At 59.8% G+C, this 19576-nt stretch carries 14 protein-coding genes and 1 pseudogene; 7 read left to right on the forward strand and 8 right to left on the reverse strand.

Going from position 1 to position 19576, the window contains the following annotated elements; translation table 11 throughout:
* Positions 1 to 56 precede the first annotated feature (56 nt).
* Positions 57 to 437, reverse strand: coding sequence for a hypothetical protein (locus ACA075_RS12025; RefSeq protein WP_497298652.1), 381 nt, complete (start codon positions 435 to 437; stop codon positions 57 to 59).
* Positions 434 to 1774: a hypothetical protein gene (locus ACA075_RS12030; protein ID WP_497298653.1), complete on the reverse strand. Its 1341-nt coding sequence runs from the start codon at positions 1772 to 1774 to the stop codon at positions 434 to 436. The genes ACA075_RS12025 and ACA075_RS12030 overlap by 4 nt, the downstream gene beginning before the upstream one ends.
* Positions 1775 to 2330: 556 nt before the next feature.
* Between ACA075_RS12030 and ACA075_RS12035 the strand changes: the two are divergent.
* Positions 2331 to 2691, forward strand: a pseudogene (locus ACA075_RS12035) (DUF6124 family protein).
* A gap of 287 nt (positions 2692 to 2978) precedes the next feature.
* On the opposite strand, the gene ACA075_RS12040 reads toward ACA075_RS12035, so the two are convergent.
* From ACA075_RS12040 to ACA075_RS12055, 4 genes are read right to left on the reverse strand one after another with little or no spacing between them, the layout of a single operon-like run.
* Positions 2979 to 4427 (reverse strand): curlin, encoded by a 1449-nt coding sequence (locus tag ACA075_RS12040; protein WP_497298654.1) that lies wholly within the window; start codon positions 4425 to 4427, stop codon positions 2979 to 2981.
* Positions 4428 to 4454: 27 nt separating this feature from the next.
* Entirely contained in the window at positions 4455 to 4916 is a 462-nt protein-coding gene (locus tag ACA075_RS12045; RefSeq protein ID WP_497298655.1) for a curlin, read from the reverse strand.
* Positions 4917 to 4975: 59 nt separating this feature from the next.
* Positions 4976 to 7219, reverse strand: coding sequence for an Ig-like domain-containing protein (locus ACA075_RS12050; protein WP_497298656.1), 2244 nt, complete (start codon positions 7217 to 7219; stop codon positions 4976 to 4978).
* 35 nt (positions 7220 to 7254) lie between these two features.
* A complete protein-coding gene (locus ACA075_RS12055; RefSeq protein WP_497298657.1) occupies positions 7255 to 8601 on the reverse strand; it encodes a hypothetical protein in 1347 nt (448 codons plus the stop codon).
* A gap of 291 nt (positions 8602 to 8892) precedes the next feature.
* Here ACA075_RS12055 and ACA075_RS12060 point away from each other — a divergent pair, with 291 nt between their 5' ends.
* From ACA075_RS12060 to ACA075_RS12080, 5 genes are all read left to right on the forward strand, one after another.
* Complete coding sequence (locus ACA075_RS12060; protein ID WP_497298658.1) at positions 8893 to 10341, forward strand: sensor histidine kinase; 1449 nt, start codon at positions 8893 to 8895, stop codon at positions 10339 to 10341.
* A 186-nt stretch (positions 10342 to 10527) separates the two neighbouring features.
* The gene (locus tag ACA075_RS12065; protein ID WP_497298659.1) at positions 10528 to 13335 is read left to right on the forward strand and encodes a multicopper oxidase domain-containing protein; all 2808 of its coding nucleotides are present in this window, start codon (positions 10528 to 10530) and stop codon (positions 13333 to 13335) included.
* On the forward strand, positions 13332 to 14363 hold the full coding sequence (locus ACA075_RS12070; RefSeq protein ID WP_497298660.1) for an SCO family protein: 1032 nt from the start codon (positions 13332 to 13334) through the stop codon (positions 14361 to 14363). The genes ACA075_RS12065 and ACA075_RS12070 overlap by 4 nt, the downstream gene beginning before the upstream one ends.
* Positions 14364 to 14464: 101 nt before the next feature.
* Positions 14465 to 15958, forward strand: a complete 1494-nt coding sequence (locus ACA075_RS12075; RefSeq protein ID WP_497298661.1) for a sensor histidine kinase — start codon at positions 14465 to 14467, stop codon at positions 15956 to 15958.
* Positions 15927 to 17354, forward strand: coding sequence for a sigma-54-dependent transcriptional regulator (locus ACA075_RS12080; RefSeq protein WP_497298663.1), 1428 nt, complete (start codon positions 15927 to 15929; stop codon positions 17352 to 17354). Before ACA075_RS12075 ends, ACA075_RS12080 begins: the two co-directional genes overlap by 32 nt.
* 3 nt (positions 17355 to 17357) lie before the next feature.
* Here the strand turns inward: ACA075_RS12080 and ACA075_RS12085 are convergent, their stop codons facing one another.
* On the reverse strand, positions 17358 to 17744 hold the full coding sequence (locus ACA075_RS12085; protein WP_497298664.1) for a hypothetical protein: 387 nt from the start codon (positions 17742 to 17744) through the stop codon (positions 17358 to 17360).
* 178 nt (positions 17745 to 17922) lie between these two features.
* Here ACA075_RS12085 and ACA075_RS12090 point away from each other — a divergent pair, with 178 nt between their 5' ends.
* Positions 17923 to 18729: a class I SAM-dependent methyltransferase gene (locus ACA075_RS12090; RefSeq protein WP_497298666.1), complete on the forward strand. Its 807-nt coding sequence runs from the start codon at positions 17923 to 17925 to the stop codon at positions 18727 to 18729.
* Between the two features lie 138 nt (positions 18730 to 18867).
* On the opposite strand, the gene ACA075_RS12095 is transcribed toward ACA075_RS12090, so the two are convergent.
* Positions 18868 to 19560 carry an N-acetyltransferase gene (locus ACA075_RS12095; protein ID WP_497298667.1) on the reverse strand — a complete coding sequence of 231 codons (693 nt, stop codon included), beginning with the start codon at positions 19558 to 19560 and terminating at the stop codon, positions 18868 to 18870.
* Positions 19561 to 19576: the final 16 nt, after the last annotated feature.

Below are 19576 nucleotides of genomic sequence, written 5' to 3' on the forward strand. Positions count from 1 at the left end.
GTTTCAGGTCGCATAATTCTTTTAAACACGGGAGTCCGTCCGCTCCCTTGGCTCGGCTAAACAAGGCCCGTATATTTGGCCCAACCACACATTGCAAACATCCAGACAACGCAGAACAGATTGATGTGGCCAGGAATTACAATCCAAGGTCGCAGGTGTGCAGGAAACGTCCTCACTTCTTCGATTGCGACGGGATCTAAACGGCGCTGGTATTTGAATACCAATAGGGAATAGACCATTCCCATACTTCCTAGCCGGCTCAAGAAGCTACCGAACGGTTCAAATCGGTATTGCTCGACCAGATTCGATTTCACAAAGTGCGCCTGGCAGTCCTCTGCTTTGACGTAGGCTGCGTATACCGATATCGCTGTGTTCACCAACATCACTGCCGCCCAAAGTAAACAAGACGCCAAAAATGCCCAGTCATGCTGACTCATGGAGCGGTAACCTGATAAAGCATTTCGCCGGCAACTTCACCGAGAACGGCGCCCCCGTCTGCGGTACCGGCGAGCACGGCCCCACTCACTACCAACATACAAACGAGTCCACCTAACCCTACCGTTCCAACTCCGATGGCGGCACAGGTTGCAGGGGCAACCAGAGGGGCCAGTCGGCCAGCCGCTATGCCTCCCAAAACATTGCCAGACAATTTCGAGCCCTCCACAAACTTCACCTGACGACACTCCTCTTCGCGCCCACTGCGGCAAGCCTCGCTAATTTTCATTGCCGCTGAACCTGCTCCCAGAGCAATCGCCACGTAACCACCTGTCTTCATATATTTAACGGCTTGAGAAACTGCTGAGATGTTCGTTGCGTACCCTGGTAACTGAGTTGGAGAACCTGCTTTGTTCCAATGATGAATAGTTTTTCGAGATGAAAGCCCCAACGCTCTTTTGAGCTTGGGATGATCGGCGAGCCCGAGTCCCTTGCGCACCAAAGGCCCGAATCCGGCGTCCAGTTTCGCCATCAGGCGTTTGCGTCGAGCAAAAAATTCTGGTGAATGAAGATGACGATGTTGTTGGTACTGCTCTTGATGTAGGCGTTCCAATTCTTTGAGAGTGTCTGCGAGGTCTTCCAAGTGACGACTGATCATAAACGACGCCACGCCTAGTCCACCTGAAGTGATACCTAGAAACGGTTCTATGACCTCATGGTGCTCAACCATGAACGAAGCCTCTTCATCACTCAGATCCCTGAGCGCCTCGTTAACCTTCTGCGCAGCAATCATCATCTGCGCCTCTTCACGCCGGCACATGTAATGCCGTGAGTCGCTGAAGATCACCATTTGCCCCGGCTTCACGTGCTCACCCAAATGACGATTCAGCGAACGGAATTCGCGACGTAGCGCATCGCTTGGCAAGTTCTCGTACAGCGAGCGCTCCAGGGACTCAAGGCTCATGGGCCTTTCAACAATATGAAATCCCGACTCCGCTGGTTTCGGCTGGGTGAAGGCGTGATCTTCGACCAGATGTTGCGCCGGGGGTGGTTCGGGTTGGGTCTTGAATCCATTCCATGAGCCGCCCCCGTTATCCGGATTGACGCGAGGCGTGACCACTGCCCAATCGCCGCTGCTCACGGCGTTGATCAGTTTCTGCTGGTGGGCGGCCTGCATGTAGTTGGAGCGGTTGGCGCCCACGGCATTCAGCAGGTCGTCGAAGCCTTGCACGTCGTACGGGTAGTTGAGGGCTTGGCGAAGCGCGTCGGCAGCTTGATGGCTGTCGAGTACCTGGCCGCGCTCTCCGGCGAGTTGGTGTTGGGGGATGAGTTTTGTCACGCGTTATGCCCGGTCCTTGGAAACGGGGCACTCTGGCGATGAGGCTCAATTGTGAATGCCGGAGGATTCGGTAAAACGTGTAGGGCAAGTCCGAAATCCTGGGGGCGTTTGGGGGAGAGGGTTTAGTCAGCAGGTGATGGGCTGGATTGAGGGTCCAATCGCGGGCAAGCCACGCTCCCACAGGGAATGTGTGCTGATTCGAAGGTCATGTTTAATAGTGTTTAGCGTTACTTCCTGAAAGCTACAGATTCTTGCGCCGTTGCCTACGACTGCGCCAGAATCCGCCGGCTTGTGCGCTTTGTGCCTGATCTTTATCGTTTCCGGGTCGCTGAATTCAGCGGCCGGGTTTAGCGACCTGATCAGGTATAAGCGCAACAACGCTCCATCTTTAATTGCAGGCGAATGTCTGCAGTTTCGATATGGTGGCTGTGCGCGGGAGACCCTCGGGTCTGCCGGGTCTTATACCTCTCGGTTCGCTAACCTGCGTACAGCCGCCACCCTTACTTGTTTAGCGACAGGTGCTGGTGGTTCCAACAGGTATAAATGGAGATCCACCATGTTCAAAGCCACACCCAATCCCCCGCAATCCGACGACGTTTCCCCCTACGATCCCCTCGATCCCAAAAAAACTCAACGAAGCCGCCGACCGTGCGCTGGATCACTATCTCAATCCGCTGAAAAACGCGATTCCACCACGCAAGCCCAGCACCATTTACCTCATCGCCCCGGATATCGACACCGAAACCCTGTTGGTCAATGCTTGCGAATCCCTGGCTTCCGCCAGTGTCATGGCCAGCGACTTCGCCGCGTTTCTCGAAGGTCCGCAACGCAACACGATGCTGGCCCTTCAGCAAATCATCATGCTGGGCGAGCTGGCGGTGAATCGAGCGCTGGATAACATTGATCCGCAGGCGTAAACACTAAGTCTGTGGTGAGAGGGTTTCTGTGGCGAGGGAGCTTGCTCCCGCTCGGCGGCGAAGCCGTCGTAAAACCGGTGAATGCGGAGTATCAGTGGACATGCGGTTGCTGGGTTTGGGTCTGCTGCGCAGCCCAGCGGGAGCAAGCTTCCTCGCCACAGTTTGAGTTCATCAGGTGGGCCGCGTAATTGTTCGAAAGCGGCTTGTCAGGCATCCAATTCGCCACCGCCTTACCGAAAAAAAACCGCGACCCACCCCCGAGGGCCGCGGTTTTTTATGCCTTGCGATTACTGCTGCAACACAGTCGCCCGGTTGTCACTGCCCAACTGCTGGACCGTCGCCATTTGTGTCACGCCACTCTGATCAACACTGGCCGTGTTCCCGGTACCGCCCTGGGTCACGTAGGCGACGTTCATGGTGTCAGCCTGTTTGACGGTAATCATGTTGTCGCTGCCATACAGTTGCGTGGTGAACGCCTGGTTGCCCGTGCCGGACTGGTCGAACTCGGTGGTGTTGCCGGTGCCGTTGGTGGTGCCCTGGGCCAGGTTGGTGGTGCCGCGCTGGTCGGCGATCAGGATGTTGTCGCTGCCGTTCTGGTCGAAGTACAGCTCGTTATAGGAATCGGCCTGGCTGATGGTGGTTTTGTTGCCACTGCCGGTCTGGTTGGTGGTCATGATGTGGCCGACGCCATCCTGTTTGAAGCTGGCGATGTTGCCGTTGCCCGCCTGGGTGACGGTCGCACGCTGGTTGCTGCCGAATTGGCCGCCCAGTTGCGGGCCTTTCCAGTTGCTGGCGTAGACCTTGTTTTCAGTACCCACGGAGGTGGCGTTCAGCACATGGCTGTCGCCGCTCTGGTAGGTGAAGTGCACGTTGCCGGTGCCTTGCTGGTACAGCGCGAGCACCGAGCCGACGGAGTCGAACTGGTCGGCGTAGATGGCGTTGACGTCGCCGACTTGCAGGACCTGGGCGTTGTTGTTTTGGCCGAAGCTCTGGTCGACCACGGTTTCGTTGGTTTGCCCGTACTGGTTGACGGTGGCCTCGCTGCCGGTTTGTCCGCCTTGCCAGACTTCCGTGGCGTTGAAGTCGCCGAACTGGTTGATGGTCACGACGCCGCCATTGCCGTCGCGCTGGTCGCCATAGGCATAGTTGCCTTCGCCGGCCTGGTTGATGCCGATCTCGCCGCCCATGTGCGCGATCTGTTCGGCGGTGCCGTAGTTGGCGGTGCCGTACTGGATGATCGTTGCGTTGTTGGCGATGCCCAGTTGAATCTGCTCGATATTGGCCTCGTTGGCGTCACCGAACTGGAAGGTCTGGCCTTTGGTGGCTTCCTGGCTGTCCTGATAGAGGAACGAGAAGTTGCCACTGCCCGCCTGTTGTTGCAGCGCCTGGTTTTCGCCCATGCCGATCGACTGGCTGGCATGGCTGGTATTGAGGCTGCCGACCTGTTGCTGGACGATGGTGCTGCCGTTCTCGAACAGTTGCTCACCGTAACTGGCATTGAAGTCGCCGACCTGATCCTGGGTGATGGTGCCGGTGGCGGTGTCTTGCACCGCCATGGCATCGTTACCTTGGCCGAGTTGCTGTTGGGCTGCGGTACTGAACGGGGCCGCGGTCTGTTTCACTTCGGCAATGTTGGCGGTGCCGACCTGGGCCTGGGTGGAAACGCTGTCGTCGGCCATCGCCTGGGCACTGACAATGACCAGTATGGCGGCGGTGAGGGGCGTCAGTTTGAACATGATGAAACCTCCAAGTGGTGCAGTGCTTTAGCGATATTGTTTGACCGAAACGCTCATGCCATTTCCCGACTGGGTCACGGCGCTTGAAAGCCCCGTACCGGCCTGGTCGATGCTGGCGTCGTTGTTATTGCCGTTCTGGGAAATCTGCGCGCGGTTGTGGCTACCGTTTTGTGTGATTGAGGCGGCGTTGCCGGAACCTTGCTGGGTGATCAATGCCATGAGGTCGCTGCCTTGTTGCAGGATCCAGGCTTCCTGGTTGCTGCCCGACTGGACGATGGTGCCGAGCAACGACTGGCCGTTCTGTTGCACCAGCGCCACGTTGGCCTGACCGTTCTGGTCGATCAGCGCGTGCTGGCCAACCGGTGGAGGCAACTCGCCGAGGTCGGCGGAGGGTGCCAGGTCGTCGTTCTCCATCAAATCGTCGGCGCGCACGCCGGCACTGCTGCAAAGCAGAAGCAGGCAGAGCAGGGCGGCGGTCGGCGTTTTCATGGCGTTGTCCTGTGGGAAGAGGCCGGCCCCACCCACCAAATGGCGGGTGGGGCGAGGGCTCAGTTGGCGATGACCGTCACGGTGCGCACGGTGCCTTGCGACGAGCGGATGGTCGCCGTCGGATTAGCTGACGGGATCACCGTGGTGCTGTTGTTCACCGTCAACCTCCAGCGGCCAGTCACTGGCACCGTGGTGGTGCCCAGAGTTACCAGCCCGGTTGGGGTGGTGACCTGCACGGTGATGGTGTTGCCGGTGATCACCGATGAGGTGCCCGCAAAGTCCCAGGTGAAGCGGTTATTGGAGCGGGCCGACACCGTTGCCGTGGTCACTGTGAAAGTTTCCGCAGCAGGTCGTGGCGAGACTTGCACCGTGACTGTCGCCGGCGTCGACAGGGCGCCGAAGCTGTCCCGGGCGATGTAGGTGAAGGTCGTGGTGAAGGCCGTGGTGACCGTGGCCGGTGGGGTGTAAGTGATCACGGTGCCGTCGGTAGTGACGGTGCCGCGACCCGCTGCCGGTTGGGTCAGGCTGGCGACGGCGAGCGGCACGTTGCCTTCAGGATCGGTGTCGTTGGCCAGCACGTTGATCGGTATCGCCACACCGAGGGTTGCGATGCTGTCGGCGACGGCCACCGGAGGTTGGTTAGGCGCCACGGTGATGGTCACGGTCGCCGGAGCGGTCGAGGCCAGGCCTTTGAGGTCTTGAGCCTTGTAGGTGAAGGTCGTTGTCAGCGGTGCATTGACCACGGCCGGCGGGGTGTAGACCACCGAAGTCGTGCCGCTCAATGCCACGGTGCCTTGCCCGGCAGCCGGTTGGGTCAGCGCGGTGATGCTCAGCGGCGTGTTGCCGTCGGGGTCACTGTCGTTGGCCAGCAGGTTGAGGGTCAGCGGCACGCCGAAGCTGGTGCTGCCGGCGTCTGCGACGGAGAGCGGCGCCTGGTTTTCCCCGGTGTCCGGTGCCGTCCCGACGACCACGACTGGCTCGGTATCACTACCACCAGCGGCGGATTTGACCGTGACGGTGGCCGGTGGCTGGGTCAGGTCGGCAACGGTCAGTTTTTGCAGGGTGCCGGATTTCGACAGACGTCCGTAACCTTGCGCAACCATGTCCGGCACCGCCACTTCATCCGTGGAGGTGGCCTCGATCAGCAAGCTGTGATTGCTCCAGTTGTAGCGAGCGGTCTGGATTTTCACCAGGTCGGTGAGCTTGCTCGACACCGCTGTAGGTCGGGTGGTGCCGGTAGGGTTGGTGGCAGTGATCACCACGACCGGAGGTAAGGGGCCGGTGATCAGGTGATTGCCGAAGAACAAGCCATTGTTGTCACCGACCATAGTGGTTTGGCAGGGCGTAGGCGGTGGGCCGGGTACCAGGGCGAGGGTTTCGCGCATGCACAGGGTCGAGCTGTTGTCCGCTTTGCCGAAGACTTCGACCCGGGTGCTGCTGCCGGTACCCGAGGAAGTGCGGCGGTAAGTGGCACGGCCGAGCTCCACATGGGTTTGTGCACGGTTGTCGAGAACTTTGCCGGACACGGTGAAGAGGCTGGTTTCGATGGTCCCCGCCGGCCCCTGGATACGCACGAAGTTGGTGTTGTTGGGACTGCCGGTGACCGGCTCGGTGAGGTTCGGGTCACCGACAAAGGTTTCTACGGCCCCGGTGTCCGGGTTCACTTCGGTGTAAGGGCCGTTGACGCTGCGCAGGAACGGTCCGATGGCACCGTTGAGTGCACCGGTGAAATTCCCCGGCACACCGACGCCGATGTCGCGTGTGATGTTGATTGCGCGTCGACCGGGAGTCGTGACATTGACCGTTTCCACGCCATAAGGGTGAGTGATGGTGTAGGTCCCGGCGACGGGTACGTTGATCCGCATGCGAATCCGCGCAAAGCTGATTTGATCGCCATCGAGCGGATTGCCGCCGGCAAATGCTGCTTCTATCCCGGCGACATAGGCGTCCATACCATAGCCAGCGGCGTTGTTGGGAATGGTGGTCTCGGCGAGGAACCAGAAGGATTCATCTGGCCAGTTATCCGGGAACACCATCGGCAGGGTGTCGTCGAAAACGCCCGGTGCCGGCAGCAGGGTACACATGTAGGCCGGTGGCGTGGCAGCAGGCACCCGCGAGCTGGCAGCCCGGGACTGACACAGTTCCATCGAGAGTAAATTGTTGTCCTGATACCACATCGGGAATTTCCCGGTGGCGAAGGTATATGGGCCGGTGTCGACAGCCGCGAGTTGCGCGAATGCGCTGCCGGACAGCGATAGAGTCAGTCCCAGGGCGTTGAGCGCCAGGCGTGGCCAATTGTTCATGATGCCTCCTGATGAGGATCTGGGCATGTGAGCGTTCATGGCAGGATGACCACTTCTTCGGTATCGGTGCCGCCATTGGAGGACGTCACTCGAACCTTGGCGGGTGGAATCGGCGAGATACCGGTGGCCAGTGATTTCACTGCGCCGTCGCCACTGAGGGCGCCGATGGCGACTCCTGTGCCGGACGTGGCGGTGAGCACCGGTGGCGAGGTCTCATCGCTGGTGGAGGCCACGACGGTTATTTGCCCGGTGCTCAGGCTGTACTCGGCACGCTGAATGACAACCAGGTCGGACAGCGACATCGACAGGGTGGTCGGTGTGCTGCTTGGGATGGCCACGTGGTTGTCGGCCGTCACTTGCAGGGTGCTCGGCAACGTCGGGTTGTTCGAGGACTGCGCATACCAGTTGCCGGTGGTGTCAGCTTCGGTCAGGTGCAGCGCCGGGTTGTTGCTGTCCAGGGTCACGGTGGCCGGTGGCGGCGGGGCCATGACGAACACGTCTTGCTGGGCCACCGGGGCGCTTGCACCGGCCTTGCGCGAGTAGGTGCTGCGCTGGGTGATCATCGGAGTCGGACGGACCACCGTCGATAACTTGCCGGAGATGGCCATCACCGTTGTGCGCAAGTCCAGTCCGTTGGGCCCTTCAATGCGGATGAAATTGGTGTTGAAAGGGCTGCCGGTGAAGGCTTCCGAAAGGTTCGGGTCGCCGACGAATTGCTCCGCCGCACCGGTCACCGGATTAGTTTCGGTGTAGGGGCCGTTGACGCTGCGCAGGAACGGCCCGACATCACCCTTGAGGGCGCCGTCATAGGTTTTCGGCACGCCGATACCGATGTCCCGGGTCATGTTGATCGCCCGCCGTCCGGGGGTATCGATGTTGAACACATCGACGCCGTAGGGGTGGGTGATCACATAGGTGCCGGCAGTGGGCACGTCCACACGAATGCGGATGCGCGCAAAGCTGATTTGATCACCTTCGAGCGGGTCGCCACCGCCGAAGGCCGCTTCGACGGCACTGACATAGGTCAGGTCGATGCCTCGGGCTGCATCGACAATGGCGCCGTCGCCGGTGAACCAGAACGCTTCATCGGGGAAGTTGGTCGGGAAGACTACAGGTTGTGCATCGTCAAAGATCCCGGGGGCTGGCAACAAATTACACATGTAGGTCGGCGCGCCTGGAGCGCTCGGGACTCGCGAACTGACCGCCTTGGACAGGCACAGATCGAGGGTTCGACCATGGGTGTCCTGATACCAGGCGGCGAATGAGCCGTTGGCGGGTACATAGGGACCGGGGTCGACGGCAAACAGCGCTGCCTGGGCAACACCTTGGGCTAGAGCGCTGACGACCAGGGCGGTCGCCGTTTTGGACAGTAAAGGGTGCATGAGTATTCCCTCTATCAGAGTACCTGCCCCGTAGGGATGGGTCAGTTGAGAGGGTTTTGGCAACTTCCATACCAATCTTTCAAAACGCCCGGCAGAGGCCCGCAGTGAAGGCTTGGCGCGCGCAAACGGTTTCACGGGACCGAGGGCGGAAGCGGGCGACTGTCCCCAGCATTGGGGGTAGATGGGGGCAGTGGGGTATGCGGGGAATCGGTGGGGGGGACAAAACCCGAAGTCGGGCAAAGACCGGCCAGTGGGCTATAACCCTATAGGGAGTTTCCGGGAACAACGTCCATGACCAGTCAGACCACAACCCTCCAGAAAGAAGAGGGCGATATCCGCCTGAGCTCGCGCAAACAGCCGTTCAATCTGCTGCGCTGGTTCTCGCTCATCAGCATGGCCGTGATCGGCACGGTGGCCGTGGCGCTGGGTGCGGTGTCGACGCGTTTCGTGATTACCGAAAGCGTGCAGCGCGATGCGTTGCTTACGTCCCAGTTCATTCAGGCGATTGCCTCGGCCGAGGTGCGCCATGTCTCGATCCCCAACGTGCGGACCATGGGCGAGCTGCTGGATCCGCGCAAGGACAGGGACTTTCCCGAGGTTGACCCCATGGCCCGCGCCAGTTCCCGCGGCGAATTCCTTGACCATATCGAGCACTTGCCCGACGTGATCCTGGCTAACATTTATGCCCCGGACCGCATGGTGATCTGGTCCACCAACCCGGCGCTGATGGGCACCACGATCCATTCCGACGACGATCTGGACCAGGCCTTCTCCTCGAGGACGCCGGTTTCGGCCAGCTATCACAACGTGGACAAGGGGCGCATGGAGCAAAAGTTCATCACGCCACCGGACTACATCTTCATTGAGAACTACATTCCGCTGTTCGATGCCGATGGCGATACTGTTACGGCGATGGTCGAGATCTACAAGGAACCCAAGGACCTGATCGACCGTATGGAGCGCGGTCTGGCGTTGATCTGGCTGGCCACGGCCCTGGGCGGCGGCCTGATTTATCTGGGGCTGTACTGGATCGTGCGCCGGGCAGCAATCCTGCTGGCGACCCAACAAAAGCAATTGATCACCAACGAAACCTTCGTGGCGCTCGGGGAGATGTCCTCGGCGGTTGCCCACAGCCTGCGCAACCCCTTGGCGACCATCCGTTCAAGCGCCGAACTGGCCTTGGAGTTCGACACTGGCCCGGCCCATAAAAACATCAATGACATCATCGGTCAGGTGGATCGCATGTCGAAGTGGGTCAGGGAATTGCTGCAGTCGTTACGCCCGCTCAACGATGAGGCCGAGCCGGTGAACCTGGTGGCGGCCTTGCATGACAGCCTCATGGCCTTCGAGCATCAGATTGCCAAGGCCGGGGTGAAGGTGGTGTTCGAGCCGCAGGAGACGCCGATGGTGTTGAGCCAGCAGGTACAGCTCACGCAGATCCTCAACAGTTTGCTGGCCAATGCCGTGGAAGCGATGGACAGGGGCGGCACGCTGACCATCACCCTGGAGCCAACCGATACGCGGGGGATTTGCGTCGTCGTGAGCGACACCGGCAAGGGCATGAACGAAGAACAGCGCAGCATGGCCTTCCGGCCTTTCTTTACCACCAAGCAAGGCGGGCTGGGTGTCGGGCTGGTGCTGGTGAAACGGATCATGGAACGTTTTGGCGGCGCGGTGACCCTGGGCAGCCGTGAAGGCGAGGGCACGAGTGTCCGTCTGTCGTTCAAGCGGATCCCCTGAAACGGGGTGTGAACTTTCCCCGCTAGCGGGTGTCAGGACCCAGTCGTTTTCCCCGGTCATGGCACATTGATGTTGATAAGCCATTGTTTTGTAGAGTGTTAATGCTTTTGTATAAAACTGTTACAAATCTGGCGAGGTCCTTGCAAATCCACCACTACCCCCTTCACGATTTCGAGGCGGCTGGTGATGGACAGAAAAGCGCGGTTCCCCTTCAAATGGTTTGGCCTGATAACGCCTCTAAGCGTCCTTCTGACAATGACACTGAGCACAGCGACGCTGCGTGCCAGCCCCATCGATGACGAACGAGAGCCCGAGCCGAACGATCCTTCCAGGTATTACGACGAACCCGCTGACGAAGCGGCGGCGTTGAACGCCATCTTGACCATGCCCGAGGCCAACGAAGACTCCTTCGATTTGCCCGATGGCGTCAAAGGCAGCCGAGACACTACACGTAAGGAAAACATTCTGCCGCCGACGGTGCAGACCAGTTTCAATTACCCCACCAATGGCAAGCCGAGCCCGTTGTTTGGTGCTCAGCCGTTCACTCAGCAGCTTGTGCTGTTCGAAGAGTTCGGCCCGGAAAAACTCGACCCCACCACACCGGCGGCGCCGCTGGGTTTTCCGCCGGCGGCCATTGGGCCGTTGCCTCAACAAGATCCCACCAGCGCGGCCCGCAGTGCACCGCCGAGTGCGGCACTGGATGCCTTCTTGCGTCAACCGGGGCTGACGCCGTTCCCCAGCCAGTTCTCGAACGTGGTGGACCGCAACCCGTGGCAGGCGCAGATCGAGTATTTTCTCAACCGCCATATCGGTTCTTCTGCTGAAGGTCGGCCGCCAGGAAAAGGCTGGTCGCATCAGCGCTGGAACGAGTTCTACCCACAAACGGCCTACAAAACCGTGCAAACCGGGGCGAGGGTCAACAGCGGTTGGCGTGACAGCCATCAGATGCATGGCTATGCGCTGGGTGAGTTCGGCCCCGGTGGCCTCTATCACAACGTTGCCGGTGTGCCGGCCACGGACGGCACCGCCAAAGGCGTCGACGCGCGTTTTCACCCGAGCATGCCGGTGCAGAACCACAACTCGGTCTGGACCTTCGACGGCACCTTGCCGCCAAAATTGCTGATGGTGCGTTACGGTCAGCCGGTGCTGATGCGCCATTACAACGGCTTACCAATCGACCCGTCGGCCAACATGGGCTTTGGCCTGCACACCATCAGCACCCACGAACACAACGGTCACGCACCGGCGGAAAGCGACGGCTATGCCAACGCCTTTTTCTTCCCGGGGCAGTATTACGACTATCGCTGGCCGATCCAGTTGGCCGGTTACGACAGCATCAACACCGACGCCCATGATCCACGCGCAGCGTTCCCCTGCTCGCCGGGCGAAACCCTGTGGACCAACGATTTAAGCCCCAGCCGCAAGACCTGCGACCACGGCACGATCAAGATCCGCGGCGACTGGCGCGAAACCATGAGCACCCACTGGTTCCACGACCACATGCTCGATTTCACCGCGCAGAACGTCTACAAGGGCAACGCGGCGATGATGAATTACTACAGCGCCCTGGACCGTGGCAACGAGTCGGTGAACGACGGCGTCAACCTGCGTCTCCCCAGCGGCAGCGCCTTGCCGTGGGGCAACCGCGACTACGACGTCAACCTGGTGTTCGCTGACAAGGCGTGGGATCAGGCTGGTCAGCTGTGGTTCAACCCGTTCAACACCGACGGCTTCCTCGGTGACCAGGTGCTGGTCAACTGGCAGTGGAAACCGACCCTGGACGTGCGCGCCCGCAGCTATCGGTTCCGCATGCTCAACGGTTCGGTGTCGCGTTACTACAAACTGGCGCTCGTGCGTGAAATCAAGGGCACCAGTGGCGAGTTTCAGGGGCCGAAAAACTCCGGTGTGTCCTATGCCCGAGTGCCGTTCCACATGATTGCCAATGACGGCAACATCATGGAGCACAGCGTGCCATTCGACGGCACGATGGATCTCGACGCCGACGGTGACAAACAGAACCACAATGCAATCCTGCCAACCCAGGGCATTGCCGAGCGCTTCGACATCATCGTCAACTTCGCCAAAAACGGCATCAAGCCAGGCGACAAGATTTTCTTCGTCAACCTGCTCGCCCATGACGATGGCAAAGGTCCGAAAGAACCTGTCTCGCTGAGCGATGTGCTGTCGGAGAAATACCTGGCGGTGATCAAGCAAGGCAGCAAAGGACCGCAGTGGGACAAGGGCGACCCTGCGGTTGGCAAGGTGTTGCAACTGAACGTCAAGGCCTACACCGGTCAGGATCTGGCCATGGACCCAGCGGCGTACGAACCGGCCAAACCGGGTAAAGCCGAAGGCCTGGTGATGATCCCGCTGAAAATCCATCGCGACAATGCCGCTGATAAGGTCCTGCTGTCCCAGGCGCGCCACCGCACTTTCACCTTTGGCCGTTCCGACGGCACCGATGAAGCGCCGTGGACGGTCAAGACTGATGGCGGTTTCGGCTTCCACATGGACCCGCGTCGCTTGAACACGGCAACGCAGTTGAAAACCGGTCCCACCGATGCCGGCGTCAGCGGTTTCGGCACCTTGGAAGTTTGGAACATCAAGGCTGGCGGCAAGGGCTGGAGCCACCCGGTGCACGTGCACTTCGAGGAGGGCATCATCCTCAGCCGCGGCGGCAAGGCGCCACCGGAATGGGAAAAATGGGCACGCAAGGACGTGTACCGCATCGGTTCGGAAAACGATGGCCTGGACAGCGTCGAGATGGCGATCAACTTCCGCGAATTTGCCGGGACTTACATGGAGCACTGTCACAACACTCAGCATGAAGACAACTCGATGCTGCTGCGCTGGGATATTGAGAAACCCGGGCAATTCCAGTTGATGCCGACACCGTTGCCTAGCTGGGATGGCGTGCGCTACGTCAACTCCGCCGCGCTGCCAACCTTCCGTAATGGCGATGGCTTCGGCCCACAAGTGACGGTGAAAAAATGAAGCGCAGGGGAGCCGACACGCCACCGCCTACGCCGCGCTCCCGCGCCTTGGGCATGCACCTGATTCTGGTCCTGGTGACCTGTCTCCTGGCCAGCCAGGTGCTGCTCGCCCACGAAGGGGTGCTGTCGCCGACGGAATCGGCGACACCTTGGGGCAGCGATTACTTCCCCAACACCCTGCTGACCGATCAGGACGGTCAGCAGGTGCGTTTCTTCGATGACTTGATCAAGGACAAGGTGGTGGTGATCAATTTCATATTTACTTCGTGCAGCGACTCCTGCCCGCTGGAAACCGCACGCTTGCGTCAGGTGCAAAAGTTGTTGGGCGACCGGGTCGGCCAGGACATCTTCTTCTACTCCATCAGCATTGATCCGCTCAGCGACACGCCAGAAGTGCTGAAGGCTTACGCACAACGCTTCAAGGTCGGGCCAGGGTGGAGGTTTCTGACCGGTGAATTCGAAGCGGTCACCGATCTGCGAAAAAAACTCGGCCTGTTCATCGAAGGCGTCGACAACGGACGTAGCAAAGACCACAACCTGAGCCTGATCGTCGGCAACCAGAGCACCGGTCGCTGGATGAAAGCCTCGCCGTTCGAGAACCCGTGGATCCTCGCCGATCAGTTGGCCAACACGTTGCAGAACTGGAAGAAACCCAGTGTTGAAGAAAGTTACGCCGATGCGCCCGAGATCCGTCCGCCGAGCAATGGCGAAGAACTGTTTCGCACCCGATGCGCGTCGTGCCACAGCCTGGGGCCGCTGGACGGGCAGGGCATCGGGCTGCGCAGTATCGGCCCGGATTTGATTGGCGTGACTCGGCAACGCGACCCGGCCTGGCTCAGCCGCTGGATCCGTGAACCGGACCGCATGCTCGCGGAAAAGGACCCGATCGCGCTGGAGCTGTTTGAACGTTTCGACAAAATCCCGATGCCCAACCTGCGTCTGGATGAGAACGCTGCGCAGTCAATTATGGGATTTTTGCAGGAAGAAACCGATCGTCAGCAACCGCTGCAAGCGGCGCAGTTGCAATAGCGGCGAAATACTATCAGTGAAGCCGTCGACCGCGATCAATGCCACCTACACTGATCCCAGACACGGCTGAAAGGCTTGATGCACTTAGCCAGGACACTCCCATGCAGACGCTGGAACAACAAAAAGTACCTGCGCCGGACACACCGGCAGCAAAAGGCCTGGGTCGAAGTGGACAGTTCAATCTGCTGCGCTGGTTTTCGCTGGGCAGCTTTCTCATCATTGCTGCGGTGGCGCTGGGGTTGGGGTATGTGTCTACGCGATTTGTCGTCGATGAGAGCATCGAGCGTGATTCCATGCTGACTGCGCAGTTCATCCAGGCCATCGGCGATGCGGAAATTCGTCATGCCGGCATCACCCGCGAAAGAACCATGGGCGAGATGCTCGATCCGCGCGAGGACAACGCCTATCCCGAGGTAGATCCCGGCTCCCGTGCCGCGGCCCGGATAGAGTTTCTCGATCATGTCGAGCACTTGCCGGACACGCTGTTGGCGGTGGTGTACGCACTGGATCGCACGGTGGTCTGGTCGACCAATCCACAGATGATCGGCATGCGCATCGAAGGTGATGAAGAACTGGACGAATCCTTTGAAATGAAAGAACTGGTGTCCACCAGCTACCACGAGATCGACGACGAGCGTCCTGAACAGAAACTGCTGCGTGAGCCTGAGTATCTGTTCATCGAGAATTACATCCCGATGTTCAATGCCGACAAAAGCAAGGTCATTGCCATGGTCGAGATCTACAAGGAACCGGCGGACCTGGTGGAGCGCATCCAGCGTGGCTTCAAGGCGATCTGGCTGGCGACCCTGCTCGGCGGCCTGGTCATCTACCTTGGGCTGTTCTGGATCGTGCGGCGTGCGTCCAAGTTGCTGCAGAGCCAGCAAAAGCAATTGATCACTAACGAGACCTTTGTCGCCTTGGGGGAAATGTCCTCGGCCGTCGCCCACAGCTTGCGCAATCCGCTGGCGAACATACGCTCCAGCGCCGAACTGGCCCAGGAAATCGCCAGCCAGAGTGCGCAGAAAAACATCGGCGACATCATCAACCAGGTCGATCGCATGTCGCGTTGGGTCCGGGAGTTGCTGGTGTCGTTGCGGCCGATGAACGACGACTCCGAAACGGTGGACCTGGTGCTGGCCATCGACGACACCTTGAGTGCTTTCGACGCGCTGATCCGACGTTCGAACGTGGAGGTGCGCTTCACACCGCAGACCTGTCCACCGGTCGTCAGCCAACAGGTGCTGCTCACGCAGATTCTAAATAGCCTGTTTGCCAACGCCCTGGAGGCCATGCCCAAGGGCGGCCTGCTCAGTATCGATATCGAACAGCCCCGATCCGGACAGGTGCGGATGACCTTGAGTGATACCGGAAAAGGCATGACCAAACAGCAGCAACAGATGGTCTTCAAGCCGTTTTTCACCACCAAACAGGGAGGGTTGGGTGTTGGCCTGGCCCTCGTCAAACGAATAATGGAGCGTTTCGAAGGCTCGGTCGAACTGACCAGCCAGGAGCAGGAAGGAACCCGCGTCTGTCTCAACTTTAAAGTGGCAACGGGAGGGGAATATGGAGCACAGCATACTGCTGGTCGAGGATGATGAACTCCTGGCCGAGAATATTCAGACCTACCTGGAGCGCAAAGACTTCGAGGTGACGGTCTGCCACTCGGCTGAAGAGGCGTTGGATAAACTGGGTACGTTCACCCCTGATGTGGTGCTGACCGACAACTCGCTGCCGGGCATGAGCGGTCACGACCTGATCCAGAAGCTGCGCATCAGCGCGCCGGATCTGAAAGTGATCATGATGACCGGCTACGGCAACGTCGAAGATGCCGTGGTGGCGATGAAAGAGGGCGCTTTTCATTACGTCACCAAACCGGTGGCCTTGCCGGAGCTCAAGCTGCTGCTGGACAAGGCCCTGGCCACTGATCGAATGGAGCGCACGCTGTCGTTTTATCAGGAGCGCGAGGCGCAGAAGTCAGGAGTACAGGCGTTGATCGGCGAATCGGGCCCGATGCAATACTTGAAAAACACCATTGCCCAGTTGCTCGACGCCGAGCGGCGCATGGCCAACACCGACCTGCCGCCCGTGCTGGTGGAAGGCGAAACCGGTACCGGCAAGGAACTGGTGGCCCGGGCGCTGCACTTCGACGGCCCGCGCGCCAAGGGCCCGTTCATTGAATTCAACTGCGCGTCGATCCCTTCCAATCTGGTGGAGTCGGAACTGTTCGGCCACGAGAAGGGCGCCTTCACCGACGCCAAGGACCGTAGAGTCGGCCTGGTGGAAGCGGCCGATGGCGGCACGCTGTTCCTCGATGAAGTCGGTGAAATGGACCTGCTGCTGCAAGCCAAACTGCTGAAGCTGCTGGAAGACCGGACCATCCGCCGTGTCGGCTCGGTCAAGGAACGCAAGGTTGATTTGCGGGTGATCAGCGCAACCAACTGCAACCTCGAACAAATGGTGCAACAGGGCAAGTTCCGCCGAGACCTGTTCTTCCGTTTGCGCATTATTTCGATCAAGGTACCGCGCCTGTATGCCCGCGGCGAAGACATCTTGCTGCTGGCCCGGCATTTCCTGGCGATCCACGGCAAACGCTATGGCAAGCCGAACCTGCATTTCAGCGATCAGGCTGAAGAGTTGCTGCTCAGCTACAGTTGGCCGGGCAACGTGCGCGAATTGCGCAACATGCTCGAGCAAACCGTGCTGTTGGCGCAGAGCGATACGATTGCCGCCCATCAGCTCAACGTCTGCCTGAGCCTGGTGGATGATCCGATCTTGCTGCAAGAGCCCCAGCACCACGAACCGCGCCCGACCTACAACGGCACCGAGTCGATGAACCTGCCGGAAGTCGAGCGCGACATGGTGCGCAAAATGCTCGACAAGACCGACTGGAACGTCACCAAGTCCGCACGCTTGCTGGGCCTGAGCCGCGACATGCTGCGATATCGAATTGAAAAACTCGGCCTCGCACGCCCGGACAAACGTCAGTGGTGAGGATTACTGCAACGTCGCCCCCTGACGGATGAGGCATTCGAGCACGCACGAGGGGTCGAGGACTTCTTCGTTGACGTAGACGCCGCGTACCGCATCGTAGGAGCGGATGAATACCCGGACTGAGGCATCCGCGACGGTCGGCAATCTTGAGTCGTAGAACTCATGCTGGCTGGCAATCGGGATGAAATCCTGAGGCGCGGTCGGGATGTATGACCCCGGCGGTACGGTGCTCAGGGAGGGCGGCACCGGGTGGGCGAAGGGCTGGTCGGCCCCGTAATAATTGAAGTTGCTGCTGTAGTCGGTGGTGGGTGTCAGCGTGTCGTCCGCATGGGCGCCGGTGATGGCGGTCAGGCTGAGGGTGATCAACAGCGTCAGATCAGATTTTTTCATGGCAACACCTGCAAAATCGGTTTTCCCGCACTTCCCCAAGGCCATTAACTATAGCTGCCCTGCGGGCACGCGTCCGCGATGCCTGGATTACAACATTCCAACAAATGCCCAATGGGTTTTTCAGAACGCTGATCTAGACTCGTGCCGGTCAACAAAGCCCCGAATCCTGGAGTGCGCAATGGAAATGCCGACCAAAGAAAATGCCATCGCCAGCAACCGCGATGCCTGGAACGACTCCGCCCGACACCACAAGGATGCGCCCGATTGGCAGGCCCTGGTGAAGGCGGTCAGTCATCGCGATTTTAGCTGCATCGATGACACACTTCGCGGTGTGCTGGAGCAGGTCGGCGTCGAGGGCAAGGACGTGGTGCAACTGGGCTGCAACAACGGACGGGAAAGTATTTCGCTGTTTGCGCTGGGGGCTCGCAGCGTGGTGGGCGTCGACCAGTCCGAGGCGTTTCTCGATCAGGCGCGGGAACTGGCGTCCCGCTCGCCGCATGAGCCCCAGTTCATCGAGGCCGACATTCATCACCTGCCGGCTGAACTGCATGAGCGCTTCGACGTGGCGCTGATTACCATCGGCGTCTTGAACTGGATGCCCGACATCGGCGAATTCTTCCACCATATCGCGCAGACCCTCAAGCCCGGCGGTGCGTTGGTGGTGTACGAAACCCACCCCTTCCTGGAAATGGTCGACCCCGAGGCCGCGGATCCCTATCGTCTGGACAGCTCGTACTTTCGCAGCGAGCCGTTCGTGCAGGACCAGCCGATCGTCTACGAAGGCAAAGTCGACCAGCAAGCCGCGTCGTCCTACTGGTTCGTCCACACCCTGGGCGCCATCTTCACCGGCGCCATCGAGGCGGGGCTGCAGATCAGCCACTTCAAGGAGTACCCGCATTCCAACCGCGAGGAACTCTATGACCGGTATGAGAAGCAGAAAGCGCAGTTGCCGTTGTGTTTTACGTTGGTGGGGGTGAAGCGCTGAGACCGAGTCGCGGCCATCGCGAGCAGGCTCGCTCCCACATTTTGAATCCCGTCGAACACAAAATCGGCGTGTTCTGGATATCTTCTGTAGGAGCGAGGCTTGCCCGCGAAGGCCGCGACTCGGTCTCTGGTTCGGTAGTCAGGCGTTCGCCGCCCCCGTAACCACCGGCCGTCCCGGTTTGCGCAGCGGATCAAGCCGCGAGCCGGTGTAGCGAGTTTCGCGGTAGAAGCGCCAGCGACCGAACAGGCCGTAGACGTGGGTGACGCGACCCTGTTCGTGGTAGCCCATGCGAATGTGCAGCTTCAGCGCCGGGATGTTGTGGGTTTCGCAGACGTCCACCACCTTGTGGCAGCCTTGGGCGCGCATCGCGTCCCACAGGGCGACCTGGACGTCCACCGACAGGCTGGTGCCGAAATAGGCGCGTGTCATTTCACCGCCGAACTCGAAAAACTCACCGGGTTTGACCGGGAACCAGCAGCCGTAATAGTGGCGGTCGTGGTAATCGCGCGTGCTGCCCCAGATAAACCCGATCGCGTGGCCGTCTTCGTCCAAGTACATATGCCCGGTGTGACCTTCGGCCGCGAGTTCGGCCATGGTCTCGACGCGGTCACCAAAATTCTTGGTAAAAGCGATGGCGTTTTGCGGTGTGATGGTCTCCATGCGCACGCCCGAATAGGGACGCAGTTTGTGCGGCGGTACCGGGCTGGTCAGGTCGCGCTCCATCCATAAAAGCTCCCAGTGGAAGAACACGTAGCGTTTCCACAGCGTGTTGAACGTGCGGCTCAAGCCCTTTTGTTTTATGCGTTCGCGAAGCTTTTCGATGATGCTCATGACGCTCTCCTTAGCC

It is taken from the genome of Pseudomonas sp. LBUM1663 (genome assembly GCF_059695905.1).